Here is a 24,297-nt window from a genome sequence, read left to right on the forward strand (position 1 = left end):
AAGTGAGCTTAATTTAACCAATTCAATCATTTAATAATGGGGCGGTGGAACCTCATCTTTAGGGTCTTTGATCATATCTTGTCTTAAGCTTTTTAGATAGTCAGTTAATAAAGACAGCTTTTTTTCTAGTAACTGTATTTCTTGGTGTTGTATTGCGATGGTCTTTTCAAGAGCCTGAATATTTTCATCATAAAAACTTTGATTCATTTCAAGCGAGTCAACTCTCTTAATAAGACTGTTTATCTTATGATCTGACGTGTCTTCTTTTTGTGACATATGTTTTTCTCTGTATTTATAAGGTACAAATAATAAATCTAAAAAGCTTATTTATATCAACCAATTGAAGCCCGTTGTGCTATCGGTTTCAACTGATTTTTTGACCAATGAAACACGATCTGGCTGAGGTGCTTCTAATTTTAATAGCGTTTCTCTTAATTCATCTCTTCTAAAATAATGGCAACTTAGAGACTGTGTTGTGTCATGGCGTTTTAATAAGGTGTCTAACTGAGCTTTGCTGGTGATTTTTAAACCATTAATAGCAATGATTTCATCGCCCGCAGAAAGGCCCGCGTGATAGGCCGCTTGTCCATTCCAGACGTGTGTGACTTTTAAGCTACCTTGCGGGGTATTGTTTACATTGGCTCCAATATGATTGGGTAACGTTAAACTGTTAGTGCTATCACTGTTATCGGTTTCTTCAGAAATACCGCTAATATGACCGCCAATATCATCTAAGCCTGAAAGTGCACGCAGACTAAAATCAATATCAAAATCAGCAAACATTTCTTTAAATGGAATATCTTCAGTTCCAAATAGATAGGCATCAAAAAATTCAGTTAAATCTAAACCACTAACTTCACAACAGATTTGTTCTATTTGACCATCTTCAAGCCCAATGCCTTTTTGTCCAAAATTGTGCCATAGATAAAGTAAAACATCGTCTAAAGATTTTTTGTTATCTGTTTGTTTTCTAATGGTTAAATCAAGTGCTAGGGCAATTAAGCTACCTTTGGTGTAATAACTAATAATGGCATTTGGAGCATTTTCATCTTGTTGGTAAAACTTAGTCCAGGTTAACCAGCTCGATTCTGCAACCGATTGTTTAAAACGTCCAGGCATTCTGTAAACACGAGTCATCTGTTTAGCAAGTAAATCAAGATACGTTTTAGTATCGATAAGTCCTGCACGCTTTAATATAAGGGCATCGTAATAAGAGGTAACGCCTTCAAACCACCAAAGTTGGTTGGTATAAACCGGCGTTTGTAAATCACTTTGCTGATAGGCTTTTGGTTGAATACGTTTAACATTCCAAGTGTGAAAATATTCGTGGCTGCAAAGTTCTAAAAATTGTAAGTAACCATCTGTTGGTTCTTGCATACCTTTGTAGGGTAGATCGTTTCTGCCGCAAATTAACGCGGTTGAATTGCGGTGTTCTAAACCTCCGTAATCATTACCCGTTACCATAACTTGAAATAGATAGTTTTCAACCGGTGCGGGTTCACCAAATAATTTGATTTCGGTTTCACAAATCTTGGTCAGGTCTTGTTTGAGGCGATCATCATCACAGTCAAAGATGCCCGTAAGCACCATCTTATGAGGGATGCCGCAGGCCATAAAATCAATTTCATGAAAAGTGCCCATTTCAACAGGGTAGTCAATTAAAGAGCTGTAATCATCTGCTTGATAAATTCCAAATCCTTGTGAATCAGTCTCTACTGCGGGTAGTCCTGTGGCTACTTTCCAGTTATTAAGAGTAGTAACTTCTGAAGGGCTTATTACAATTTTACAGGCCTGGTCTTGTTGATCAACCACTTCTAAAAACACTGAAGTACCGTTAAAAAATGCGTGAGTTTCATCAAAGTGTGCTCCGCGAACAGATAGATCCCAAGCGTAAATACTATATTCAACGGTTACTGACTCTTCGCTACTAAATGACCAATTGGATTTATCTATGGAGTTTAATTCAATCACTTGACCTTTTTGGTTGGTTACTTCGATTTCATTAATGTGTTTAGCGAAATCTCTAATTAAGTAACTTCCTGGAATCCAGTTTGGAAGTCTCAGTTGTTGTACTGGCTGACAAGGTTTTTCTATTATTAACTGGACTTTAATTAAGTGAGATTTTGGATCAAAAGCACTGAGATTGTATTGAATCATAGGGTATTTTTTCTTTTATAAAGTATCTGTAAGTTATTTATTTAATTAATAATTTAATTAACGATTTAAGTATTTTTTTAAATTTACCAGGCCTGGTAAATTTACTTTTCAGAAGCTTGAGGGCTTGCTGGTACTTGCGGTGGAACACACATTTTTTTGTTTTTTATTGCCATGATCGTTTTAAAGGTCAAATGAACAATTAAGGCAAAAAGTACAGCTAAAGTCAGGCTGGCAACATAGCTAAAAAAGACTTTGTGAAGTTGTTCAAACATCATAAAACTGGCTAATGAAAATGCGGCCAACGGAAAGGTGTAAGCCCACCAAGAAAGAGCAAAAGGCACTTTAATAAAACGAGGCACTTGGGTAAAAAGCATAATCATTAAAAATAGGGCAATGTAATAAAGAATTCGGGCAAATTCGTCAACACCTACCATACCGTTTAATGTCATGTATGAGATAAAACCAACTGAAGGTGGTGCAATTAAAATAAATAAAGTGGGTTCTAGTACTTTCATCATAGGAGGGTGAAAGAAAAGTCGATACATAACGATGCTGTTTAAAATAATCCAAAAGACCAAGCCAATGCTAAAGAAAAACCAAGCCACTTCCATATCTACAAAATGTACCGCTCCAAGAGGCACAACAATAGCGCCTACAACCGGAATAAACCAAGCTGGATTCATATGAGTGATTTGCCATTTTTCATGGTGAATCCAGTTGTTTAAAATAAATAATAGTAAAAAGAACTGTAAGGTTGCACCTAATATCCACATGACTCTTGCTACGTCATAAGCCATGTCTAAATAGATTAAACTGAGCAATAATAAGCTAATGCTAAAGGTAGGAAAAAAATGTAATGAAACAGGGTGGTCAAATTCACTAATAACCGATTTAGGGTATTTAACTAACTTAATGAGATAAGTAATTGAAAAGACGATAAACAGTATGGTTGAAAGTAAAGCAAAGGTATAAAAAACTGAGATAGAGATACCTAATAAATCATGAGCTTGCTTTAAGCCTAAAGTTAACCCCGCATACCCCATAATGGCCCCAAATATATTAATGGGGAAAAAAGCGCTACTGCGTTCTAGTGGCATACTATGTTGTTCTGTTGTCGCTTGCTGTTCTGACATAACATTTCCTTACTGAGTTGCAACTATGTAATGTTTTCGCTAGAGTTAAATACTATGTAAACTACAGGTTATAGATTATTAACTTTAGGTTATTGACTTTAGGTTATTATAAGGTAGTTATATTGAATAGCCAGATTGAATACTAATGTAATGCTTTGTTTTCTTGAATGAATGCTTATATCTTGGCAATGACTAAACGATGACTAAGCAATATCAATAAAGCAAAAAATAAACCTTTCTAAACTTTAATAATTCAGGCGTAAATGAACCGTGAGATTTCAATTTTTTCCCAGTATTACCTATTTTGTAATGCCTATGGGATTAATTGGTGCCGGTCTAAATGCTAAACATTTAACTGATTTATTAAATCTTCAATACAATTTTTCTATTGAGCTACTTGCTTACGGCTGGTTAAGCTTTGTTATTGTAATGGCTCACTATGTTTGGAACTTAATAAGGTCTAAAAACCGCAATGCTTTAAAAGAAGAGTGGTATGACCCATTTAGACGTTCTTTTTTACCTGCTATAACGCTTACGACAATACTTTTTATTATTAGTTTGGCTCAGGTGTTTGAGTTTAATCACTTTCCTAATCAGTATTATTTGTTAATTCCTCTACTCATTGTGGCTACTATTCACTTGTTACTTAATGTGTTTTTAGTTAATGGTTGGCTATTTGATGAAAAGTTAACTCTTAATCAACATAAGCCAACTTGGTATATTTTGTTGTCAGGTAACTTTATTATTGTGATTGCTCTTAATAGTCAATTTATTGTTTTAAAAAACAGTATGTTGTATGAGTTATCGATGTTTTTTTATGCGATAGGTTTGTTTTTATGGATTGTGTTTTCAACCACGCTTTTTTATAGACTGATTTTTAATAGTCGATTACAAACACAGTTGAGACCGAGTCTATTTATTTTTTTAGCCCCATCCTCGTTGGCGTGTGTTGCCTCAATCTTTTTATCTCAAAGCTATATCAATACTGGATTAATGACCCCTCAAGTCATTGGAGTCGTGACATGGATGAGTTTTGGGTTTGCTAGCACTATGCTTATTGCATGGTTATTTAGTTTTCGGTTTTTTATGGGAAGTGGTTTAAGTATGGCAGGGTGGTCATTTGTTTACCCTCTTGCGGCCTATGGTCTAGCTTTACAATATTTAGCCCAAGCATTCCAAAGCACAATACTTACAAGTTTAAGTGTGGTTGTTTTCATAGCTTTGATTGTATTTATCGTGTTGCTATCAGTATGGCTAATCAAGGTGAGTGTTCGTTCTGTGAGTACTCAATTAATAGATTAATCGTTTACATTTATCGATTATTTTGACGTTAGCTCTAATTTTCAATTTTGTGTGCACTCCGCACAGTTTATAATAGCTTTTTTTTGAATTATCTTACATTTGGAGTCTTCTTGTGATTCGTACTCGTTTTGCCCCTAGTCCAACAGGTTATTTACACATTGGTGGCGTTAGAACAGCCCTTTATTCATGGCTTTACGCTAAAAAGCAGGGCGGTGAATTTACTCTACGCATTGAAGATACCGATTTAGAACGCTCTACTGAAGAGTCGGTTAACGCAATTTTAGAAGGTATGAGCTGGTTAGGTCTTGACTATGATAATGGACCAATTTATCAAACTCACCGTTTTGAACGTTATAAAGAAGTAATTCAACAGCTATTTGATAAAAATTTAGCCTATTACTGCTACGCCACTCCAGAAGAGTTGGATGAAATGCGTGAAGCTCAAAAAGCTGCTGGAGAAAAACCACGCTATGATGGTCGTTATCGTGATTTTACAGGTGAGCCACCTGCAGGAATTGAGCCTGTCATTCGCTTTAAAAACCCAATTGATGGTGATGTGGTTATTGAAGACTTAGTTAAAGGTACGGTTGTTATTAATAATAGAGAATTGGATGATCTTGTTATTGCGCGTTCTGACGGTACTCCAACCTATAATTTAACGGTTGTCGTTGATGATTGGGACATGGGGATGACTCACGTAATTCGTGGCGATGACCATTTAAACAATACGCCTAGACAAATCAATTTATATAAAGCAATCGGTGCTGATGTGCCAAAGTTTGCACATATCCCAATGGTATTGGGTGAAGATGGTAGCCGTCTCTCTAAACGTCATGGTGCTGTGAGTGTTTTACAATATAAAGAGCAAGGATTTTTACCTGAAGCCCTTTTAAACTATTTAGTACGCTTAGGTTGGTCATACGGTGATCAAGAAGTATTTTCAATGGATGAAATGGTGCAATACTTTGATTTAGATTCGGTCAACGGTTCACCATCAACCTTTGATACTGCAAAACTTACCTGGATCAATGAGCAGCATATTAAAATGGCACCTGCTGAACATTTAGCAACCCACTTAGCTTCATTTGTTGCTCAACATGGTTGTGATTTATCTCAAGGCCCAGCACTTACCTTAGTTGCTGACTTACTAAGAGATAGAGCTAAAACCTTAGTTGAAATGGCTGAAGGTGCAGTCTATTTTTATAATGACTTTGAAGAGTTTGAAGCGGGCGCCGCTAAAAAGCATTTACGCCCAGTTGCTGAAGAAGCCTTGTTGTTAGCCTATTCAAAATTTGAGGCTCTTACAGATTGGCGTGCTGAAGACATCCACAATGCTATTAACGATACCGCCACGGAGTTAGAAGTGGGTATGGGTAAAGTAGGGATGCCATTACGTGTTGCAATTACAGGAGGGGGGCAATCTCCGGCCATTGATGCTACAGCAGAGCTTATTGGCAAGGAACGTTGTTTAAAGCGTATTAAAATGGCATTAACATTTATTGAAGCTCGTAAAGAAGCTCAATAATAGAGTGTATAAAATAGAGTTAATTAAGCTTGCACACTTGCCAAATTAATTAATCAAATTGACTCTATTACATTTTTACCAGGCCTGGTAAGAATGTAATAGATATCAAGGTAAGTATTAAATAAGATAGAAAATTAGATACTTACTTTTGTTTAACAACCTTACTGTTTGTTTAGCAACTGCTTTTGTAACGCCTTTTTACCTGTTTTAGTTAGTGATTTACTTTAGTTAATACCAATAAACAAACACTTAGACAAGATAAGGGTTTATTTTCAAAAAAGTGTCATCTTTTTTACAATTTAGGCTTGACGGAAAGCTGCAACTCTATATAATACGCACCCATCAGCTCGAGGGGCTATAGCTCAGCTGGGAGAGCGCAACACTGGCAGTGTTGAGGTCAGCGGTTCGATCCCGCTTAGCTCCACCAAGTTGATAACTTTAGTCCATTAGAAACCCACTAGGCCGGGTTTGTTAACTGATGGTAATACCGATAAAGATTACGATTTTTATCAACATGTGTGTCCCGTTCGTCTAGAGGCCTAGGACACGGCCCTTTCACGGCTGTAACAGGGGTTCGACTCCCCTACGGGACGCCAATTTGCGGGAATAGCTCAGCGGTAGAGCACAACCTTGCCAAGGTTGGGGTCGCGAGTTCGATCCTCGTTTCCCGCTCCAGTTTCAAGTGTGTTGATGACCTAGGCCATAACAATCATCAACAGACTTTAATATGCTTTTAAAGTAATTTTTAGGTGTATTAGAAAAATCGTTAATTCTTTTGAATTAACAACAATCTGTCCCGTTCGTCTAGAGGCCTAGGACACGGCCCTTTCACGGCTGTAACAGGGGTTCGACTCCCCTACGGGACGCCACATAATAAAACCCGCTATGACTTGTCATTAGCGGGTTTTTTATTGTCTAAAATTTATACTTTGTAATGGTTGGTTCAATTGCTTGATAACGACAGGTTTAATAAAAATGGACTTAATACTAAATAAAAAGTATCGACTTATATTTTTATGCGTTATTCATGTGGGAGAGTGTACTGTTAGAAAACAGGCATTTTGAATACAGAGGCTTAGATGACTCTTGTTTATAATCCTATGATGGATTGGTTATTTGATTAACAAGGTGAAAGTTAGCAAAGCTTAACTTTGTTTTGAGAATAGATAAGTCATTTCCAAAACAAAGATTTATTTTTAAAGCTTGCCTTAAATTATTCTGTTTTTATTGATACAGATTCAATATTAGGAATAATCTCAATGTGATCAAGTAAATCGCCTAAATTGGTGCGGTGTTCAAGCTCTAAAGTTAATAGCATATTGACACTATTTTCTTGCGAATTGGTTTTGGTGTTAGAGGCAATTAAGTTGATATCTAAATCGGTTAAAGTTGCCATAACATCTCTTAATAAACCTTTGCGGTCAAAAGCAATAACTTCAAGTTCAGCAGTATAGCTAGGTTGTTCGGCATGGCTTTTATTCCAAGTAACTTCTATTAAACGACGTTGTTCATCGTGATTTAGGTTAAGAATATTTGGACAGTCATGTCTGTGAACTGTTACCCCGCGACCGCGAGTCACATAGCCTACAATGTCATCAAACGGTTTTGGAGAGCAGCAGGGTGCCAGGTTGGTGGATAAATGAATAGCACCAATAACATAGGCTTTTGCTTCTTCAAGATGACTGTTTTCAGAAAAAGTAAAGGTTCGCTGTTGTTTAAATTGTGTTTTTTCTGGTTTAAGCTCAGATTGAATGGCGCTGGTAAGTTGTCTTTCATTAATTCGACCTTTACCAATATCTTCAAAAAAAGTCTCAGTGCTGTCATGTTTAAAACGTTGTGCTATTTTACTAGCGTTAACAGGTTCGGCATGTAATCGTTTTATTTCACGGTTATATAAAAGCTCACCGGTTGAAATATTTTCATCTTTATTTTGTCGGTTAAACCAGTTTCTAACTTTGTTTCTAGCACTCGTACTAGTTAGGTAACCCAAGTTTGGGTTTAACCAGTTACGGCTTGGTTCACCATTTTTGATGGTTAAGATTTCAACCTTATCACCCGTTTTTAAGGTGAAACTTAAGGGTTGAATTCGGCCATTTACTTTAGCTCCGCGGCATCGATGACCTAGTTCTGTATGAATTTGATAAGCAAAATCAAGTGGAGTGGCACCTTGTCTCAGCGTAATGATTTCATCATTAGGTGTCATAATGTAAATGTGTTTGCTTTGCAGTTCGGTACTAATCTCTTTAAAGATATCTGGATCATCCGAATTTTCAAGAATCTGCCTAACATTGGAGATGCTTTTTTCTAGGTTTTCATCAAAACCTGTTTTGTCACCTTCTTTGTATCGCCAATGGGCCGCAATACCATATTCGGCACTATGATGCATTTGATCAGTACGAATCTGAATCTCTACTGTTTTGCCTTCAGGCCCAATAATTACAGTATGAATAGATTGGTAGCCATTCTCTTTTGGGGTGGCAATATAGTCGTCAAATTCATCTCTAACGTAATTCCAGCGGCTATGAATCAAACCGAGTACTTCATAACAAAGTTGTACACTATCTACATAAATACGCACGGCGCGTAAATCATATAACTCGTCTATAGGCAGGTTTTTACGCTGCATTTTTTTCCATATACTATAGATATGCTTTGGTCGACCACTGATTTTGGCGTGAATATCATTTTGTTCAAGCATGCCTTTTAAGGTTGAAAGCACAGCTTCAATATATTCTTCTCTTTCAGATCGTTTTGATTGCAGCTGTTTGGCAATATCTTTGTATTCACCTGGATGGAGATAGCGAAACGAAAGATCTTCTAACTCCCATTTAAGTTGAGCGATTCCTAATCTATTTGCTAGTGGTGAAAAAATAAGCTCGGTTTCTGCGGCAATTTGATGACGTATTTCTTCGCTTTCATCTTTAATCATTCTAAGGCGAGCGATTCTGTAAGCAAGTTTTACAATCATAATGCGGATATCAGAGGTCATTGCTAATAACATCTGTCTTAAGCGTTCATTCTGAACAGCATCAGATTTACGTTCAACATCAAAATCTTTAAATTTGTTTAGCTTACGAATACCTTCAACAAGTTTTGCTGTAGATTTGCCGAAGTGCTCAATAATGTTTTCGGTAGGGTAAATCATTTCAAGATTACCGTCACTAAGAAGTGTAGCGAGCAGGGTTTCATCATCAAGCTTTAAGTGTGCTAAGATTTTGGCTACCTGAACACTTCTTACCATACTTTTTTCGGGAAGGCCTTCGGATTCCAACGCCATAGTGCAGGCAAGTTTACAGCGATCTTTTTGCTCTTCACTTAAAGTAAAATCGGAAAAAACTTCTTGATATAAAGATTCAACGGTATTCATTTTGATGTGCTCATCCTGAGATATCGGATATTTAATTAATCGACATATTTTAGCGATTTTTTACACGTAAAAATCAGTATTTATTCTAAATTTACCCTAAAAGATTTTATTCAATGTTATTGCAAGTTAAATAGTTGGTTAAGCCTCGTGTTAATCCCCTGGTTAATCATGCTGAGCAATGTGATAATATGCAGTTAATTTTTTACTTTATCTTTAATGAGTAGATTCTATTTTGCAAAACACTACACCACTTACAGTCTCAGATAATATCGCCAATAAAAACCTAGCTCACAGCAATAGTGCCTGTGGTTTTAGCGTTGCCCCAATGCTGGATTGGACTGATAAACACTGCCGTTACTTTCATCGACAGCTGTCTCAACAAGCTTGGTTATATAGTGAGATGGTAACAACTGGTGCAATTATTTATGGAGAAAATTTGCCTAGATTTTTAGGGCATAATCCTGAAGAAGTTCCTGTCGTTCTTCAACTTGGTGGTAGTAATTCTCAAGAGCTTGCTCATTGTGCTGCATTGGGTGAGGAGTGGGGGTATTCTGAAATTAACTTAAATGTTGGTTGTCCAAGTGATCGAGTTCAAAACAATATGATTGGTGCTTGTTTACTTGGCCACCCAGAGCTGGTTGCCGAAAATATTGCTGCGATGAAGTCAAAAGTGTCTATTCCCGTAACTGTGAAAACTCGAATAGGGATTGATGAGCAGGAGGACTACGCCATTCTGCATAGCTTTGTTAATGGGTTGGTTAATGCAGGCGTAGATGGGGTGATTATTCATGCGCGTAAGGCTTGGTTGCAAGGGCTGTCACCCAAAGAGAATCGTGAAATACCTCCATTAAAATATGACTGGGTTCATCAAATTAAAGCGGATTTTGCAGGTTTAGATATTGCTATTAATGGAGGGTTTTCTACCCATGAGCACGCCTTGAAACACTTTCAAGCCTACCAGGATTTACCGGCCATAGATGGTGTAATGTTAGGTAGGGCGGCTTATGAACAACCATTTATATTGTCTGAAGTTGATCACCTTTATTACGGGCAAGATAAAAAAGAATTAAGCCGTTTAGAAGTTCTTGAAAAGATGTATCCCTATATTGAAAATCATCTTTCTGAAGGTGGAAAATTAAATCAAATTACCCGTCATATGTTAGGGTTATTTCACGGTTTACCTGGTGGCCGAATTTGGCGTCGTCATTTATCTGAAAATGCCTTTAAACCAGGTTCAGGTATAGACGTGGTTGAACAAGCTTATCAGATGGTAGCTGCAGAAATTCAACGAATGGAAGATAGACTGTGACTTTTTTAGATGTACCCTTTAGAGAAAAAGATCAAGTAAAGGCTTTAGGTGCACGCTGGGATGCGGTGAGTAAACGCTGGTATGTTCCAGAAGCGTTATCTGAAGATCTTGATTTGTTTCAAAAATGGCTATTACCTCAGTCTGGACATGAAAATATATCCAATAATCTATCTAATCATGCAACGTCCAATGAGCGTGATTTATATTCGCACTCTTTAGATTTTAATACTCCGCAAGAATCGTTATCAGAACAAAAAGGCAGCAAGCTCTCAGTCGTTTTAAGAAAGATTCAAATGACTTTACGGCAGGGGTTTCCTGGTGGAGTTTGGATTGTTGCTGAAATTGCAAATATTAACACTCGTCGTGGTCATGTTTATTTAGAGTTAACTGAAACTAATGAGCAAGGCCAAGCAATTGCAAATTGTAGAGCCATGATATGGCAAAGTCAGGCAAATAATTTACTAGACCGCTTTAATAAAGTAACGGGCAGTTCTTTAGCAATCGGTCAAAAAGTATTGTTATTGGCTGAGGTTAATTTTCATGAGCAGTATGGGTTCTCATTTGTGGTTCAAGATTTGGATCCAAGCTATACATTAGGTGAGCAAGAACAGCGTTTAAATGAAATTCGCCTAAGTCTAATTAAAAAAGGGTTTTATCAAGAAAATAAACGTTTTGATTTACCTGCTGATTATTTTCGCATAGCAGTAATCGCTCCACCTGAGGCGGCTGGTTTGGGTGACTTTAGGGCTGATGCAGACGTCTTACAAAAAAACAAACTCTGTCAGTTTAATTATTTTTATAGTAGTTTTCAGGGTGAAAAAGTTGAGCCTGAAATGTTAGAGGCTATATCTGCAGTGCATTCTATGCATCAAACTAAGCCATTTGATGCCTTGGTCGTGATTCGTGGTGGTGGGGCTAAGCTAGATTTAAATATGTTAAATATAGAATCTGTTGCTGAAGCACTTTGTAGGGCACAATTGCCAGTGTTATCGGGTATTGGTCATGAAAGAGATAATACGATTTTAGATGAAGTCGCTCACAGCCGTTTTGATACGCCGAGTAAGGTCATTGGTTTTATTAAAAATCAGATTGTAGATCAGGCAAAAAATGCTCATTTAAACTGGGTAAATATCGAACAATCCAGTCGTTTAAAAGTGCAAAACCTTCGTCAAAAAATGGTGAACTTACATCATTCAATTACCCGTGATAGTTTAAATAACGTGCATAGGTGGCAGCAAAAATTAGAACCTATTAGTTTTAATATAAGACGATTAAGTGAATCCAAAATCAGGCAAGTAGGGCACAACTTAGATGTTTTGTATCAGCAAATACAATCTAAAGTAAATCAACAGATTACGGTTATTTCTGGAGAAGTTGAACAGCAAAATAAACAGATTCATGAAGCTGCAAGAAGGGCTGTTGCAATGCAAAAACAACAGCTCATTCAATCTATTTCATTTATTTTAAGCTCTGGGCCAAAGGCTCAATTAAATCGAGGCTTTAGCATGGCTAAGGGTTTGGACAATAAACCTATTGTTACAGCTAAAGAGGCATTAAATCATGATGAAATTGAGCTTGAATTTAGTGATGGCTCGATTCGTGCAAAAATACCAAAAAATCAAGATATTAAACAAGCGAAATAGAGTTTGCTATTTATTGCAATACCCAAGAATAAAGAGGTTTTAACATGACACAATCAGCAGAAAGTTTTAAAGAGAATTACCAAAAACTGCAAGATATTGCTCAGAAACTAGCCAATAGTGGTGAGGTAGATATTGATGAACTCGTACCGATGGTTGACGATGCTACTCGAGCTTATCAGCTTTGTAAGTCAAGAATTGAAGCAGTCGAAACGGCTTTAAATACCCGATTGGATTCAGATACCAAAGAAGAGGGTAATGGAGAGTAAGACATGGAAAAACAAGCAATTATTTATCATAATCCAAGATGTTCAAAAAGTAGAAAAAGCCTAGAAATCCTGCTTGAAAATGGCTACACAGTTAATGAAGTTAAGTATTTAGAAACACCACCAAGTAAAATAGAGCTTGCTGATCTATGTGACAAAATGGGTAAAACACCTTTTGAGATTATCCGCACTGGAGAAAGTCTTTTTAAGGAGCTTGGCTTATCTAAAATGAATGATAAATCGACTGATGAATGGCTAGAGATATTAGTAACGCATCCAAAACTAATTGAAAGGCCTATTGTTAAAATTGGCAATAAAGTCATTATGGGAAGACCGCCAGAAAACGTATTAACGATAATGTAATTATCAATGTAACGACCTAAAGGTATTAGCTATCTAAATTTGATAGATCCTTGTTCTTTAGTTTTGATCGTCAAATACAACACCTACAAATCATCGTTATTTAATGGCTTGTTAATAAATAACTAGTTTTAACAATAATTAGTTATTTACTTGTTATTGATAAATTACCAGGTCTGGTAAATCTTGAGCTCATTTCAAAGGATTTATTTTTAAACAAGCTGAAAGGCTTTTGCATTTTTACATTCGTAAAATCATTTATATTAAAAGCAGTCTAAAAAAATCTTTCAATAAACTTTTACGGTAAATTTAACTGTAGATTTTTATCTGATATAGATAGTGAAGTCACAACGTTGCTAGATTTTATTTTTAATTCATTTCTCTAATCATATCGATATTTCATTTTTTATTGCGTTCTTTAAATGTATTTACCCAGATAGGGTACTTATTAGAATTGATGCTTTACTATTTAATATTCAATTTAACATAATATATATTATACGTATTTTATTAATGTTAAAAATCACGTGATACAAACTATGGATTCTCGATATCTATATGTAATTATGAGGTTTTTTAATATATTGCTTTAATAACGAAAAGTTTTGCTACATTCACTATATGTCTATATATGCTTCAAGTTATTTCAAATTTATATTGTTTAGATTGCTGGCGTGTTTGGTTTTATTTAAAGGTTTGTATATCCATGCTTTGTAAGGTAGACAGATTCTTTAAATAAATTTATAGATATGACTAGTTCTCTGTGTGATTAATTATGGAAACTACGGTTTTTAAACCATAGATAAAAAGATATAAAAAAACCCGTTAATAACGGGTTCTATTTAACAATTAAAGCTTTTAAGAATATTGTTTAAAGGTATCTATCTAACCTTCGTGCAAACCTAAGACAATTAAAATCATCGGAATAATTGCAATTAAGGCCAGTAAGATTGGTACCCAAGCTTTATCTTCTTTGTTTCTAAGTCCCATAAAGCCAGCAATAATGGCAACTGGAGCAGCAACCCAAGCAATTGGAGGGAATACAAAACTAAATACGATGGCCACGACCCCTGCTACCATACCTAATGTTGCAGAATCACCTGGTTGGTAACTTTTGGTATTGCGCATATCATCAGGCTGAGTGCTTGCAGATTCTAATCGCCCCATAATGCCGTTAATGTCTGATTCAGTTAAATCTTTTTGAATAACTTCTAAGTCAGTCATTCCAAGTGTGATTTTTTTATTTCTATATAGGGCTTTAACTAAATCATCCCAATTAGCATCTTCTGGTAGCTGATCAACAATTTCGTGAGCATCTTCTTTGATAGACATATTTCTTCCTCTGAACTGATAAAAACTTATTTATGTTTTTTTACGATTAAATACTAAGGTTTATCATAAAATTCACACATAAAAACTTACTTTAAAACAAAATTGGCATGAAAAATGCCTAAAGTGCTGTATTTACTTTACGTTTTATATTTATTTTCGATTATTATATCTATAATACTTTTGAATACTATTCTAAATTTTGTCAGGAGCTTTCTCAAACATGGCACTAATGCCCGGCTTACAGATTAATATTGGTCAACAACTGAAACTAACCCCTCAGTTACAACAATCGATAAAGATACTACAGTATTCTGCTTTAGAAGTTCAGCAGACTATTGAAGCAACACTTGAAACCAATTTTATGCTTGAAGTTGGAGAAGATTTAGAGCTCGAAGACGATTCAGAACAATCTCCTAACCAGGAGGCTGAACTTTCAAGTAACAACGAAAAAAATCAAACACCTGATGATGAAACACCTCTAGATATTAATAGTTCAGACTCTATTAAGGATGACCTTCAAGCTGATTATGATTGGGAGGATGTTTATACTGATCACACCCCTTCTGTAAGCTCGCAGAGTCAAGAAGAATACGTAAGTGCCGAGACCTATACTGCGTCTGAAGAGACATTGCACGACCACTTACATTGGCAGTCGGATATCTACCCTTGGACTGATGAAGAGTCGGTTGTAGCTTCTTATATTATTGATGATATAAATGAAGAAGGTTATCTGTCGAGTACTCTAGAACAGCTTAATAGCTCTATTCAAGAAAATGAACCTAACTTTACAGTGACAATTGAATTCATTGAAAATGTGCTAAAAGTTATTCAGCAATTTGAGCCTACTGGTGTAGGTGCAAGATCGGTTCAAGAAAGTCTTCTTTTGCAACTGGCAAATATGACTAAAACCCCTTATGTCATGACCGCAATGCAGTTAATAAGAGAACATTTTGATTGGCTATCTTTTCATGACTCAAAACGTATTAAAAAAATGTACGCTTTGACGGATGATGATTTAAATCAGTTATTGCGATTAGTCCAATCATTAAACCCAAGGCCTGGTAGGGATTACTCTAGTACCCAGTCAAGTATTGTTATACCTGATTTGAGATTAAAACGTGCTAAAGATGGTTGGCTAGTTGAATTAAATAGTAATGCATTTCCAAAGCTAACGGTCAATTCAGCCTATATCGACCTTGCTTCGAATTTAAAAAATGATGAGCAATCAAAACAAATTAAAGAGCAACTTATTGAGGCTAAAGGTTTAATTAAAAGTATTCATAGTCGTGGTGAAACTTTATTGAGAGTAGGTAAATTTATTGTTGAAAAACAAGAACGCTTTTTTGAAGAAGGTGAACATGCTATGCAGCCTCTTGTATTGCGTGAAGTTGCAGAGCATTTAGATTTACATGAATCAACAATATCACGTGCCACTAACCAAAAATATATTCAAACACCTCGTGGTACTTTTGAACTTAAATACTTTTTCTCAACTGGTGTAAGTCAATACGGCAGTGCCGATCAATCAGCAATTGCAATAAAAGCTCATATTAAAGAGTTAATTGATGCAGAAGATCCTAAAAAGCCACTAAGTGATAGCAAGTTGATGGCCATGCTTGAGGAAAAAGAGATTGTAGTGGCTAGAAGAACTATTGCTAAGTACCGTGAAGCTCTTAAAATCCCCTCCTCTAGTGAGCGAAAAAAATATAACCAATTTAAGTTATAAATGATATTTAAACCTCTTAAAACCATGAATAACATATGGTTTTAAGGGTAAATAAGCACTTTTTCCTTATTAATCACTCTTTTTGCCTATTCATTCGCTCTCAGGATGCTTTCTATAATAGTAATTTATTAATTTCGCTTTTATAATGACTCAAATAAATAAAATAGAAATATTGGGTATATTATTATGAATAGAGCAAATGTAGAGCAAATCCAGCAATCAGCTCAACAACAATGGGAACATCAAGCAGAAGTTAAAGAGTATATGTCTGCGGTAAACCCTCCTATGCCAAAAATTGATGTCATTGACTACCCTAGTGCTTTACATCAAGGTGGTGTTACACGCATCATTCCTTTTGATTTATCAAAGCAACTTAAAACAAATTACCCAGCAACATCTCCTAATTTAATGGCAAGTTACATTAAAATATCTGCCGGTGAAATGTTGAGAACAGACGCCGCGGTAACCTCTCAGATGTTTTATGTTATTCGTGGTTCAGGCCGCACTCAGATGAAACATGGAACAATTGAATGGAAACAAGGTGATTTATTTACTTTACCTTCAGTTCCTGATGCTCTGCACTCAGCTGATGAAGATGTTGCTATTTATTGGGTTCATGATGCTCCACTTCTAAATTATCTTGGCGTAAAACCAGATACTGAGCGTTTTCATCCAGTTCTTTATACCAAAGAGAGATTGTGTGGTGAACTAGCTGAGATTCGTAAGCAGGCTGAAGGCCGCAATCGTACTGGTTTTTTATTATCAAATCCAAATTTTCCGCAAACCATGACGTTAACGCATACATTATGGGCGTTATATAACGTTTTACCTGCTGGAGTCGTGCAAAAAGCGCATCGTCATAACTCTATTGCACTTGATTTTTGCGTTAGTGCTGGACCAGAAACTTATACCTTAATTGGTAAAGAGATTGATGAAAACGGCCAAATTATTAATCCAATCAAAGCCATGTGGACACCTGGTTCTGCCTTTATTACACCACCAGGTTGGTGGCATTCACACCATAATGATTCAGGTGAAGATGCTATTGTCCTGCCGATTCAGGATGCTGGAATCATAATGAATATGCAAGTGTTAGACTTTCAGTATATTCGATAACTCTTTTAATGATGTCTTGATACTAAATCACAAGATCTTTATAAAGAGTGATGAGTATTCAAATTCTTATATTAGGAAATAATTTATGCAAAATACAGACTATAAAATCGCAGTCATTGAAGATGATGAAATCCAACTTCGAAGTTTGGTAGAAGCGCTTCAGCAGCAAGGTTTTACAGTAGACCCATTTACTAATAGAGAAGATGCAGAAAAATCATTCGCTAAAGGGTTACCAAACCTAGTTATCTCAGACATCATTTTAGGTTCTGAAGTTGATGGTGGTTTTGATCTAGCGAAACACCTTTTAAGTTATAACCAGCCTATTCCGATTATTTTTCTCTCTGAAAGACAGTCTGAATTTGATATTTACACTGGGCATGCTTTGGGAGCTATTGATTATTTACCAAAACCAATTAGCTTAAATGTTTTGATTGTTAAGGTAAAAAACTTATTAAGAATTACCGGAACCGCAAAAACGACTGAATCTAATGATGAACAATCAAAGATACCGCAACTAGAGTTAGCTCCGGATCAGTTCAAAGCATACTGGCATGGTAAACAGTTAGATTTAACGGCAACCGAATTTGAAATGTTAAAGCAATTCGCAACCGCAGGAGAAAGCAGTGTTATCTCTTATGATGCGTTGCAATCATCAACTCAAGGCGTTGTAGAGCGTAATACCATTAATACTCATATTTGCCGTATCCGAAATGCATTTAAAAAGATTACTCCAGAGTTTAATCTAATTCATAATGAATATGGTCGTGGATATAGCTGGCAAGATAAAAACTAAAGTTTAGTTTCAATGCTAAAACCCAAAGAAATTATGCGACTTTCAATAAGAACAAGATTCTTTATCTTGTTGTTATTGTTAACTATTCTGCCCTTTCTTGCCTACAGATTTGCAATTGACTTGCATCGTATAATGCTTAATAACCAAGCGATTGTTCAAGAGCAAACCGTTGAAAACTTAGCCTTAATCTTAGAAAACCGCACCGACTTGTGGGCTTTACAAATTCAGTCAGGTAAGCCAACTCGTCTCTCACACCTTAATTTAACCAACTCTGTATTGTGGGTGGTTAATGAAAACCGTCAAACCACTTATGTTGTTGGTCAACTGCCAAATCAAGAGAAGCAAAAGCCGGTTGGCGTATTTACTACAATTGGTAAAGTTCTAATAAAGACTTTAGCGACCTTTTTACCCTACTCTTTACCTTACCCTTACCCCCAAAGTCTCACACCTGAAAGTAATCTGATTACTAACTCCTTAAATGGTCAAACTTTTCAGCAATATCGAATGGATAAAACGGGCCAACCAATCTCTCTAATGTCAGCAACGCCTTTAATTATAAAAGGCAGAATTATTGGTGCGATTGTTTTAGAGCAGAGAATGGAAACTCTGTTTAGTCATAACTTAAATTATTTTTATCGTCTTATTGGTATTGGTGCCATTATATTTTTAATTGTTTTAATTGGTGCCTTAATGCATACAGCCTCATTATCTAACAGAATCATAAGGTTAGATAATGATGTAAAGAGAACCTTTAACTCCCAAGGTCGTATTACCGATTTAGTTTTTCAAGACACAATCAGTCGTTTTTATCAAGATGAACTCTCTGATTTACGCCACCATATTCACGAAATGCTTAAACAATTAGGCGCTTATGAACGCTATCTAAAACAGCTACCTAAAACCTTAAGACATGAGATTCATAACCCACTTAATCGTTTATCAATGGCATTATCTCTACTAGAAAACGAAAACCCAGGCCCTAACCCAAACCCACAATTAGATTATGCACAACATGCACTTGCTCAATTAAAACAATTAATTAGCTCACTTTCTGAAGCTACGAGTATAGAAGATAGTTTACAAAGTCAAACACCTGAAGATTTCCCAATTGGTTTAATGCTTGAACATTATCTAGAAAATACCACAAAACTTCATACTAACTGGCAAATAGATTACTCGTGTCAAATTCCTCATGATGTATTAGTATGTGGTGATGGCTTTATGATTGAACAGCTTATGGATAAATTATTAAGTAATGCGGCAGATTTCTCGGATAAAAAAATGCCGATTATGATTCGTTGCAAGATGATTGATTCGATGATTCAAATTAATGTTGTTAATTCTGGTCCTGCTTTACCAAAAGGTTTAGAGCTGCAAGTGTTTGATGGTATGACATCAATTAGAACTTTAAATCAAGATAACCAAACGCATTTAGGTTTGGGGCTTTATATCGTTAAGCTGATTACAGATTTTCATAAGGGTAACGTGTACGCTGAAAACATTAACTCATTTGAACAGCGTGCAATAAAGGGTGTTAAGTTTACTATTGAACTCCCTTTTCATGTCTGACCTTTTTTATACTAGCTTTTAAAGGCAAGGTTAAATTAAATACAAATAATTAGATTAACGCCTTTACAAGTATTGCTCCCCAACTTACTACTTCTTCCCGTAGAAGTTTATCTAGAAAAATCATAAGCAATAAAAAAGGCCACATATGTGGCCTTTTTTTATAAACCGGTAAACCAAACAATTATTGAACTCTACCAACCAAATCGTTTACTTGACGAATCCATGGATTAATACCGTATTTTGATTTAATCTCTTTAGCTAACTTATCAGCCTCTGCTCGAGATGCAAGTGATCCTGTTACCACAATGTAATTAGTAGATTTATTACGCGTTTGCGGTAGAACTTTGGCGTCATTCAATTCTCTGCTAGAGATCATTTTTTGTGCTGCTTTTTGAGTAGGCATGCTCGCTAACTGCAAAATATAGTTTTGTCTAGATTGCCCTAATAGCCAGCTTATATCTGGGGAAGCATTTGCAATCGGTGCATTTGGCAATTTAGGAGATGTTGGTACAGAAACCTGTTCAGTCAATTTTAAAGTTGGCTCTTTTACAGTTGGTGTTTTAACAGTTTCAACCGTTGGTGTACTAACTTCCATATCTGCTTCATCAGCCATAGTTGATTTTGAACTTACCAGGCCTGGTAAATTTTTAATTTGTTTTCCTTGGTTTAAATGCTGAAGAATTAACTCAAGTTTACGATCTATTTTTGTTTCAAGTTTCTGCGTATAAGCATCTAATTTCTGATCTAAAACGGCCTCAGTAACCAAATTATTTGATTTTTCTGGTGCAGGAACCGTTGAAGGCGTTTTAGAAGCATTTTCTGCATCCAACATTGTTGCAGAACCCGCTTGTTTTGGCTCTTCGTTTGCAGTGTTAGTAACGACTAAAGTATCTGTAGCTTGATCAGTATTTGCAGAAATGGCTACTGTCCCACCCTGCATACTTTTAATAATAGCTTTAAGTTCTTTTACCTCTCCTTGCAAAGCCAAAACTTTTGACTCAAGTTCAGTAAACAATTCTGTTTTTCCACCAGTGGTTACAGATTGTTGTAAAGAGTTGAAATCAGTTTGCAGTTCATTAATGTGTTCAAAATTTTGATTTTGTGAAGCGAGTACTTTTTCTTGCTCTTTTTGAAAGCTACTGTAAGCAATATATAAAACGCCTAAAATAGTCAGCAAGAGTGACAGCATAATAATAACGCCAAAAAATGATGTTTTATTGCTGGTTGTTGATGTGGTTAATAGTTTATTGCTGTAACTCGATTTTGGGTTCGGTTGTTGTGAAGTATGTTTAGGGTTCTCAGGCATAACTTCCTCTGCGGCATTTAACCAATCATTAAGTGATGGGGATTCATTATTATTTGAATTTTGCGATGTTAGTTTGCCAGCTTTAGATTCAATCTCTTCTAAGATCTTGGCTCTTTGTTCTTCAAGTTCTGAAATAGTAAGTGACATAATGGTTTACGTAATTACCTAAAATGAAAGGGTTATAAAAGTAAATTTATTGTAAAATGCTTTTCTAGAAAAAGATACTTAAACATACCTTTGGAGTGATAAATATGCCTGATATGCAAAGCGTAGGCTCTGCTTTATTAATTACTGCTGCATTACTCGTTGTCAGCTTAACGGTTGTAGGATTAGCGATGTGGTTTTTATATAAATTTTTTAAAAATAAAGATGAGTAAAACCATTTTGTAAGCTTTATTAGTTTAAAGCTAACAAGCATGTTTATAATTTTATTCATTAAGTCTTCTTAGTTACCAAAAGTTACCAAAACTCTTCTACTTAATCTCGCCATCAACATATTGCCAATGACCTAAAGTATCTCTTATAAAGTAACTTTTTTCATGTAAGTAGCCATTAGAACCTTCTTGTTGATAATAAGCAGTAAATGTCACCCACCCTTCAGAATCTTTTTTACGTCCCTTTTTTCGGCCGTTAATGGTTAATTTCGTCCAATGTAAATTTGGGGTAAATTCTAAATTACCAGGCCTGGTAGATTCATACCAAGTATTTAAAAGGTAGTCTTTTAAATGCATTTCAAAAGCAACAAAACGGGAACGCATTAATTCCTCAGCTGTTTGAGGATAGAGACCACCTTTGTGAAAAGGTTCACAACACTCTGCATACAATTTAGTTGAGCCACATAAGCAAAGATTATTTATATTGGATTGCATATCTATTTGAATATTAATGATTATTTAGCTGATAAATGATAATGAAAGACGTTTCGTAATTTTAACGAGAGTAGTATAGCGGCTAAAGTTAAGCCAATTACAATCCCTAGCCAAAATCCTGTTACACCCATTGGTTGTGTAATCCAATCGGTAAAAGTAAAAATATAACCTAAGCCAAGACCAATTACCCAGTAGCTAATAAAGGTAACGAACATGGTGGTTTTGGTATTGTGAAACCCTCTTAAGGCTCCAGCAGCATTCACTTGTATTGCATCAAATGTTTGGTATAACGCGGCATAAAAGATTAAGGTAGTGGCAACCGCCAAAACTTCGGGATCGTTTGAATATAATTTAACAATATCTACTCTAAAAACATAACTAATTAATGCTAAGAGTAACCCTGTTATCAGTGCCCAGCTTAATCCTGTAAATAGGGTGTTTTTTACTTTTATTCTATCTAATTGACCAAAACCATAACCTACCCTTACGGTTAAAGCCATTGCAAAGCTTAGCGGCACCATAAATGCCACAGAGGTAAAACTGATGGCAATCTGATTGGCGGCAATGACACTTGTACCTAAAACGGCAATAAATAACGCAATAAAACTAAATAGACTAACTTCAAACAATAGAGCAAAAGAGTTTGGTAGTCCTAAAGAGACTATTGGTTTAATCCCCTGTTGCCAATTAACTTTATAGTCTTGTTTGGTTTTGGCTTCTAGAGAGTTTACAGAATCAAGAGGTTTGAGATATCGGCTAAGTTGGCTATTTTTTAGGATATATAAAAGCCCAATAAAAAACATTGACCACATAACCAAAGAGCTAGCAATTCCGCAGCCCGCTGCTCCATGAGCTTCGATAGGGCCAAAACCATATATAAATATGGCATTAAGAGGAATATTTAACATTAAAGCGATAAAACTAATCCACATGGTTGGTAGAGTTTTACCAAGGCCTTCCCAAAAGAATCTCAAGACTTGATAAAGAGCAACACCAGGTAAACCAAAAGCAATAAAGAACAGATAGTCTTTAGTTAATTGATAAACCTCAGGATTTAACCCTAAAAGCTTTAATAACCAAGACAAATTCATTAAAACGATTAAAGATGCGATGCCTAAAGGAATAGATAACCATAAACCCTGAATAAGATATAAACGAACATTCTCAGGCTTTTGCTGACCATTTGCCTTTGAAACTAGAGGGGTAATCGCCAATAAAACACCTGTGCCAAATATAAAAACAGGCAACATGATATTCGTACCAAGACCGATGGCAGCAAGGTCGTTGGTACCTACTTTACTTGCCATTATGGTATCCACAACACCAAGCCCTGTTAAAGCAAGTTGAGCAAATAAGATTGGTAAAGCTAGTTTTACTAGAAGTTTAGATTCATGAAAAAAAGCAGTCGAAAATAAAAACATCAACGTAACATCACTTATTTAAACCTGATTTATCTTTTTGATTAACATCATGATTATCTTTTGGTTTTTCTTGTTGATTCCAATATTCTTCACCATGTTGTTGCTCAAGCTCTGATAAATCATCATGAACTGTTGAATAAATTTCATCTTCAGGATCTACATGCACCACCATGCTTGGTAAAAGTAAGATTACGATCAACTTAAAGACCCAATAAACCGTTGCGTAAATGACGACCGCCAAAGCTAAAACCAAAGGCAAACCAAACACCAAATCAACGATTAACGCTTGCCCTTCAAAAAGCATTTCAAATAGATTTTTGTGAATAAAGGTAAAATAAAGCCAACCAATAACCGAAGCCAAGCTAATTAAAATAGCAAATAGATTCATATTGGGTTGGAGTTTGGTATTTCTAAATAGACAAAGCATAAGGTCTCTTTGATTAAAATAAATTTGATGGGATAAGGAATATGTTAATTTCTTAGCTAATTACAGTGAGTTTAATTTTTGAAAAAACAACCACTGCAAAGCCATATAGGTGGTAGCCACGTTAAAACGCCCTTCTAATAACTGCTTTTTGGCGTCTTCAAAAGATAAAATCACCACTCGTATGTCTTCATTTTCTGTAGCAAGTCCAGCATGTGTATTAACCTTTTTACACTCCACTTCAGAGGCATAAAGGTGCAAAATTTCATCGCAGGCTCCAGGGCTTGGATAGAACTGGCTAATAAACTCCGGATCAGTAATGTCAGCACCAGTTTCTTCTTTTACTTCTCTTATACAGGCTTCTTTAGGGCTTTCGCCTAAATCAATCATTCCAGCTACAGGCTCAATTAACCAGGCCTGGTTAATATCTTTTGTGGCAAAGGCATTTTCTATGGCACCTGCTCTGCACTGTTCAACTAAAACAACTTTTTCTTCAGTTAAATCATAAAGCAAAACAACCACGGCTTGCCCCCTACAAAACACCTCACGCTTTACCAATGAGCTTTGGCCACCCTGAAATAGAGAGTGAGTGAATTGAAGGTTTTTAAGTGTAAAGTAACCTTTAAAAACAGTCTTATTATCTTGAATGGTAAGTGATTTTTGGTTTTTATTAGGCATTGTT

Annotated in this window: 21 protein-coding genes and 4 tRNA genes; 15 read left to right on the forward strand and 10 right to left on the reverse strand. The window is 35.8% G+C overall.

Annotated features, from left to right (window positions below; all coding sequences use genetic code 11):
- Positions 1-30: 30 nt before the first annotated feature.
- The 3 genes from ACORJQ_RS07425 to ACORJQ_RS07435 all read right to left on the reverse strand — a co-directional run bounded on the left by ACORJQ_RS07425 (position 31) and on the right by ACORJQ_RS07435 (position 3,290).
- On the reverse strand, positions 31-276 hold the full coding sequence (locus ACORJQ_RS07425) for a SlyX family protein (protein WP_321323320.1): 246 nt from the start codon (positions 274-276) through the stop codon (positions 31-33).
- A gap of 51 nt (positions 277-327) precedes the next feature.
- Positions 328-2,157, reverse strand: coding sequence for a M61 family metallopeptidase (locus ACORJQ_RS07430; protein WP_321323321.1), 1,830 nt, complete (start codon positions 2,155-2,157; stop codon positions 328-330).
- A gap of 101 nt (positions 2,158-2,258) precedes the next feature.
- A complete protein-coding gene (locus ACORJQ_RS07435) occupies positions 2,259-3,290 on the reverse strand; it encodes an SLAC1 anion channel family protein (RefSeq protein WP_321323323.1) in 1,032 nt (343 codons plus the stop codon).
- 270 nt (positions 3,291-3,560) lie between these two features.
- On the opposite strand from ACORJQ_RS07435, the gene ACORJQ_RS07440 reads away from it, so the two are divergent.
- From ACORJQ_RS07440 to ACORJQ_RS07465, 6 genes are all read left to right on the forward strand, one after another.
- A complete protein-coding gene (locus tag ACORJQ_RS07440) occupies positions 3,561-4,592 on the forward strand; it encodes an SLAC1 family transporter (RefSeq protein WP_321323324.1) in 1,032 nt (343 codons plus the stop codon).
- Positions 4,593-4,704: 112 nt separating this feature from the next.
- Complete coding sequence (gltX, locus tag ACORJQ_RS07445) at positions 4,705-6,117, forward strand: glutamate--tRNA ligase (RefSeq protein WP_321323326.1); 1,413 nt, start codon at positions 4,705-4,707, stop codon at positions 6,115-6,117.
- A gap of 351 nt (positions 6,118-6,468) precedes the next feature.
- Positions 6,469-6,544, forward strand: a tRNA-Ala gene (locus ACORJQ_RS07450).
- 93 nt (positions 6,545-6,637) lie between these two features.
- Positions 6,638-6,713: transfer RNA gene (locus ACORJQ_RS07455), tRNA-Glu, on the forward strand.
- Positions 6,714-6,717: 4 nt separating this feature from the next.
- Positions 6,718-6,792: transfer RNA gene (locus tag ACORJQ_RS07460), tRNA-Gly, on the forward strand.
- 118 nt (positions 6,793-6,910) lie between these two features.
- Positions 6,911-6,986: transfer RNA gene (locus tag ACORJQ_RS07465), tRNA-Glu, on the forward strand.
- 344 nt (positions 6,987-7,330) lie between these two features.
- Here the strand turns inward: ACORJQ_RS07465 and ACORJQ_RS07470 are convergent.
- Positions 7,331-9,484 (reverse strand): RelA/SpoT family protein, encoded by a 2,154-nt coding sequence (locus ACORJQ_RS07470; RefSeq protein WP_321323328.1) that lies wholly within the window; start codon positions 9,482-9,484, stop codon positions 7,331-7,333.
- A 325-nt stretch (positions 9,485-9,809) separates the two neighbouring features.
- On the opposite strand from ACORJQ_RS07470, the gene dusA reads away from it, so the two are divergent.
- Genes dusA through arsC form a run of 4 tightly spaced genes read left to right on the forward strand, consistent with a single transcriptional unit; the run spans position 9,810 to position 13,062 of the window.
- Complete coding sequence (dusA, locus tag ACORJQ_RS07475; protein WP_321326861.1) at positions 9,810-10,793, forward strand: tRNA dihydrouridine(20/20a) synthase DusA; 984 nt, start codon at positions 9,810-9,812, stop codon at positions 10,791-10,793.
- The gene (xseA, locus tag ACORJQ_RS07480) at positions 10,790-12,436 is read left to right on the forward strand and encodes an exodeoxyribonuclease VII large subunit (RefSeq protein ID WP_321323330.1); all 1,647 of its coding nucleotides are present in this window, start codon (positions 10,790-10,792) and stop codon (positions 12,434-12,436) included. Before dusA ends, xseA begins: the two co-directional genes overlap by 4 nt.
- Before the next feature lie 44 nt (positions 12,437-12,480).
- Positions 12,481-12,702, forward strand: a complete 222-nt coding sequence (gene xseB, locus ACORJQ_RS07485; RefSeq protein WP_321323331.1) for an exodeoxyribonuclease VII small subunit — start codon at positions 12,481-12,483, stop codon at positions 12,700-12,702.
- A 3-nt stretch (positions 12,703-12,705) separates the two neighbouring features.
- Positions 12,706-13,062, forward strand: coding sequence for an arsenate reductase (glutaredoxin) (gene arsC, locus ACORJQ_RS07490; RefSeq protein ID WP_321323333.1), 357 nt, complete (start codon positions 12,706-12,708; stop codon positions 13,060-13,062).
- An 882-nt stretch (positions 13,063-13,944) separates the two neighbouring features.
- On the opposite strand, the gene ACORJQ_RS07495 is transcribed toward arsC, so the two are convergent.
- Entirely contained in the window at positions 13,945-14,391 is a 447-nt protein-coding gene (locus ACORJQ_RS07495) for a hypothetical protein (protein ID WP_321323335.1), read from the reverse strand.
- Between the two features lie 220 nt (positions 14,392-14,611).
- On the opposite strand from ACORJQ_RS07495, the gene ACORJQ_RS07500 reads away from it, so the two are divergent.
- The 4 genes from ACORJQ_RS07500 to ACORJQ_RS07515 all read left to right on the forward strand — a co-directional run bounded on the left by ACORJQ_RS07500 (position 14,612) and on the right by ACORJQ_RS07515 (position 19,595).
- Positions 14,612-16,117, forward strand: coding sequence for an RNA polymerase factor sigma-54 (locus tag ACORJQ_RS07500; protein WP_321323336.1), 1,506 nt, complete (start codon positions 14,612-14,614; stop codon positions 16,115-16,117).
- A gap of 186 nt (positions 16,118-16,303) precedes the next feature.
- Positions 16,304-17,233: a cupin domain-containing protein gene (locus ACORJQ_RS07505; RefSeq protein ID WP_321323338.1), complete on the forward strand. Its 930-nt coding sequence runs from the start codon at positions 16,304-16,306 to the stop codon at positions 17,231-17,233.
- Positions 17,234-17,318: 85 nt separating this feature from the next.
- Positions 17,319-18,026 (forward strand): response regulator transcription factor, encoded by a 708-nt coding sequence (locus ACORJQ_RS07510; RefSeq protein ID WP_321323340.1) that lies wholly within the window; start codon positions 17,319-17,321, stop codon positions 18,024-18,026.
- Between the two features lie 132 nt (positions 18,027-18,158).
- On the forward strand, positions 18,159-19,595 hold the full coding sequence (locus ACORJQ_RS07515) for an ATP-binding protein (protein WP_321323342.1): 1,437 nt from the start codon (positions 18,159-18,161) through the stop codon (positions 19,593-19,595).
- A 181-nt stretch (positions 19,596-19,776) separates the two neighbouring features.
- Here ACORJQ_RS07515 and ACORJQ_RS07520 read toward each other — a convergent pair whose 3' ends face one another.
- Positions 19,777-21,048 carry an SPOR domain-containing protein gene (locus tag ACORJQ_RS07520; RefSeq protein WP_321323344.1) on the reverse strand — a complete coding sequence of 424 codons (1,272 nt, stop codon included), beginning with the start codon at positions 21,046-21,048 and terminating at the stop codon, positions 19,777-19,779.
- Positions 21,049-21,152: 104 nt separating this feature from the next.
- Here ACORJQ_RS07520 and ACORJQ_RS07525 point away from each other — a divergent pair, with 104 nt between their 5' ends.
- On the forward strand, positions 21,153-21,278 hold the full coding sequence (locus ACORJQ_RS07525; protein WP_321323345.1) for a hypothetical protein: 126 nt from the start codon (positions 21,153-21,155) through the stop codon (positions 21,276-21,278).
- A gap of 96 nt (positions 21,279-21,374) precedes the next feature.
- Here the strand turns inward: ACORJQ_RS07525 and ACORJQ_RS07530 are convergent, their stop codons facing one another.
- From ACORJQ_RS07530 to ACORJQ_RS07545, 4 genes are read right to left on the reverse strand one after another with little or no spacing between them, the layout of a single operon-like run.
- Positions 21,375-21,770, reverse strand: a complete 396-nt coding sequence (locus ACORJQ_RS07530) for a YchJ family protein (RefSeq protein WP_321323347.1) — start codon at positions 21,768-21,770, stop codon at positions 21,375-21,377.
- 20 nt (positions 21,771-21,790) lie between these two features.
- On the reverse strand, positions 21,791-23,191 hold the full coding sequence (locus ACORJQ_RS07535; protein WP_321326863.1) for an MATE family efflux transporter: 1,401 nt from the start codon (positions 23,189-23,191) through the stop codon (positions 21,791-21,793).
- A 10-nt stretch (positions 23,192-23,201) separates the two neighbouring features.
- A complete protein-coding gene (locus tag ACORJQ_RS07540; RefSeq protein WP_321323348.1) occupies positions 23,202-23,618 on the reverse strand; it encodes a hypothetical protein in 417 nt (138 codons plus the stop codon).
- Between the two features lie 60 nt (positions 23,619-23,678).
- Positions 23,679-24,293: an NUDIX domain-containing protein gene (locus ACORJQ_RS07545; protein WP_321323350.1), complete on the reverse strand. Its 615-nt coding sequence runs from the start codon at positions 24,291-24,293 to the stop codon at positions 23,679-23,681.
- Between the last annotated feature and the right edge of the window lie 4 nt (positions 24,294-24,297).

This window comes from Thiomicrorhabdus sp., assembly GCF_963662555.1.
In the GTDB taxonomy this organism is placed as follows: Bacteria; Pseudomonadota; Gammaproteobacteria; order Thiomicrospirales; family Thiomicrospiraceae; genus Thiomicrorhabdus.

Bases quoted from the DNA above. Each gene is read 5' to 3' on its own strand.
- ACORJQ_RS07425 (WP_321323320.1), bottom strand. From the start codon at position 276: ATGTCACAAAAAGAAGACACGTCAGATCATAAGATAAACAGTCTTATT.
- ACORJQ_RS07430 (WP_321323321.1), bottom strand. From the start codon at position 2,157: ATGATTCAATACAATCTCAGTGCTTTTGATCCAAAATCTCACTTAATT.
- ACORJQ_RS07435 (WP_321323323.1), bottom strand. From the start codon at position 3,290: ATGTCAGAACAGCAAGCGACAACAGAACAACATAGTATGCCACTAGAA.
- ACORJQ_RS07470 (WP_321323328.1), bottom strand. From the start codon at position 9,484: ATGAATACCGTTGAATCTTTATATCAAGAAGTTTTTTCCGATTTTACT.
- dusA (WP_321326861.1), top strand. From the start codon at position 9,810: ATGCTGGATTGGACTGATAAACACTGCCGTTACTTTCATCGACAGCTG.
- xseB (WP_321323331.1), top strand. From the start codon at position 12,481: ATGACACAATCAGCAGAAAGTTTTAAAGAGAATTACCAAAAACTGCAA.
- arsC (WP_321323333.1), top strand. From the start codon at position 12,706: ATGGAAAAACAAGCAATTATTTATCATAATCCAAGATGTTCAAAAAGT.
- ACORJQ_RS07495 (WP_321323335.1), bottom strand. From the start codon at position 14,391: ATGTCTATCAAAGAAGATGCTCACGAAATTGTTGATCAGCTACCAGAA.
- ACORJQ_RS07500 (WP_321323336.1), top strand. From the start codon at position 14,612: ATGGCACTAATGCCCGGCTTACAGATTAATATTGGTCAACAACTGAAA.
- ACORJQ_RS07505 (WP_321323338.1), top strand. From the start codon at position 16,304: ATGAATAGAGCAAATGTAGAGCAAATCCAGCAATCAGCTCAACAACAA.
- ACORJQ_RS07510 (WP_321323340.1), top strand. From the start codon at position 17,319: ATGCAAAATACAGACTATAAAATCGCAGTCATTGAAGATGATGAAATC.
- ACORJQ_RS07515 (WP_321323342.1), top strand. From the start codon at position 18,159: ATGCTTAATAACCAAGCGATTGTTCAAGAGCAAACCGTTGAAAACTTA.
- ACORJQ_RS07520 (WP_321323344.1), bottom strand. From the start codon at position 21,048: ATGTCACTTACTATTTCAGAACTTGAAGAACAAAGAGCCAAGATCTTA.
- ACORJQ_RS07525 (WP_321323345.1), top strand. From the start codon at position 21,153: ATGCCTGATATGCAAAGCGTAGGCTCTGCTTTATTAATTACTGCTGCA.
- ACORJQ_RS07530 (WP_321323347.1), bottom strand. From the start codon at position 21,770: ATGCAATCCAATATAAATAATCTTTGCTTATGTGGCTCAACTAAATTG.
- ACORJQ_RS07535 (WP_321326863.1), bottom strand. From the start codon at position 23,191: ATGTTTTTATTTTCGACTGCTTTTTTTCATGAATCTAAACTTCTAGTA.
- ACORJQ_RS07540 (WP_321323348.1), bottom strand. From the start codon at position 23,618: ATGCTTTGTCTATTTAGAAATACCAAACTCCAACCCAATATGAATCTA.
- ACORJQ_RS07545 (WP_321323350.1), bottom strand. From the start codon at position 24,293: ATGCCTAATAAAAACCAAAAATCACTTACCATTCAAGATAATAAGACT.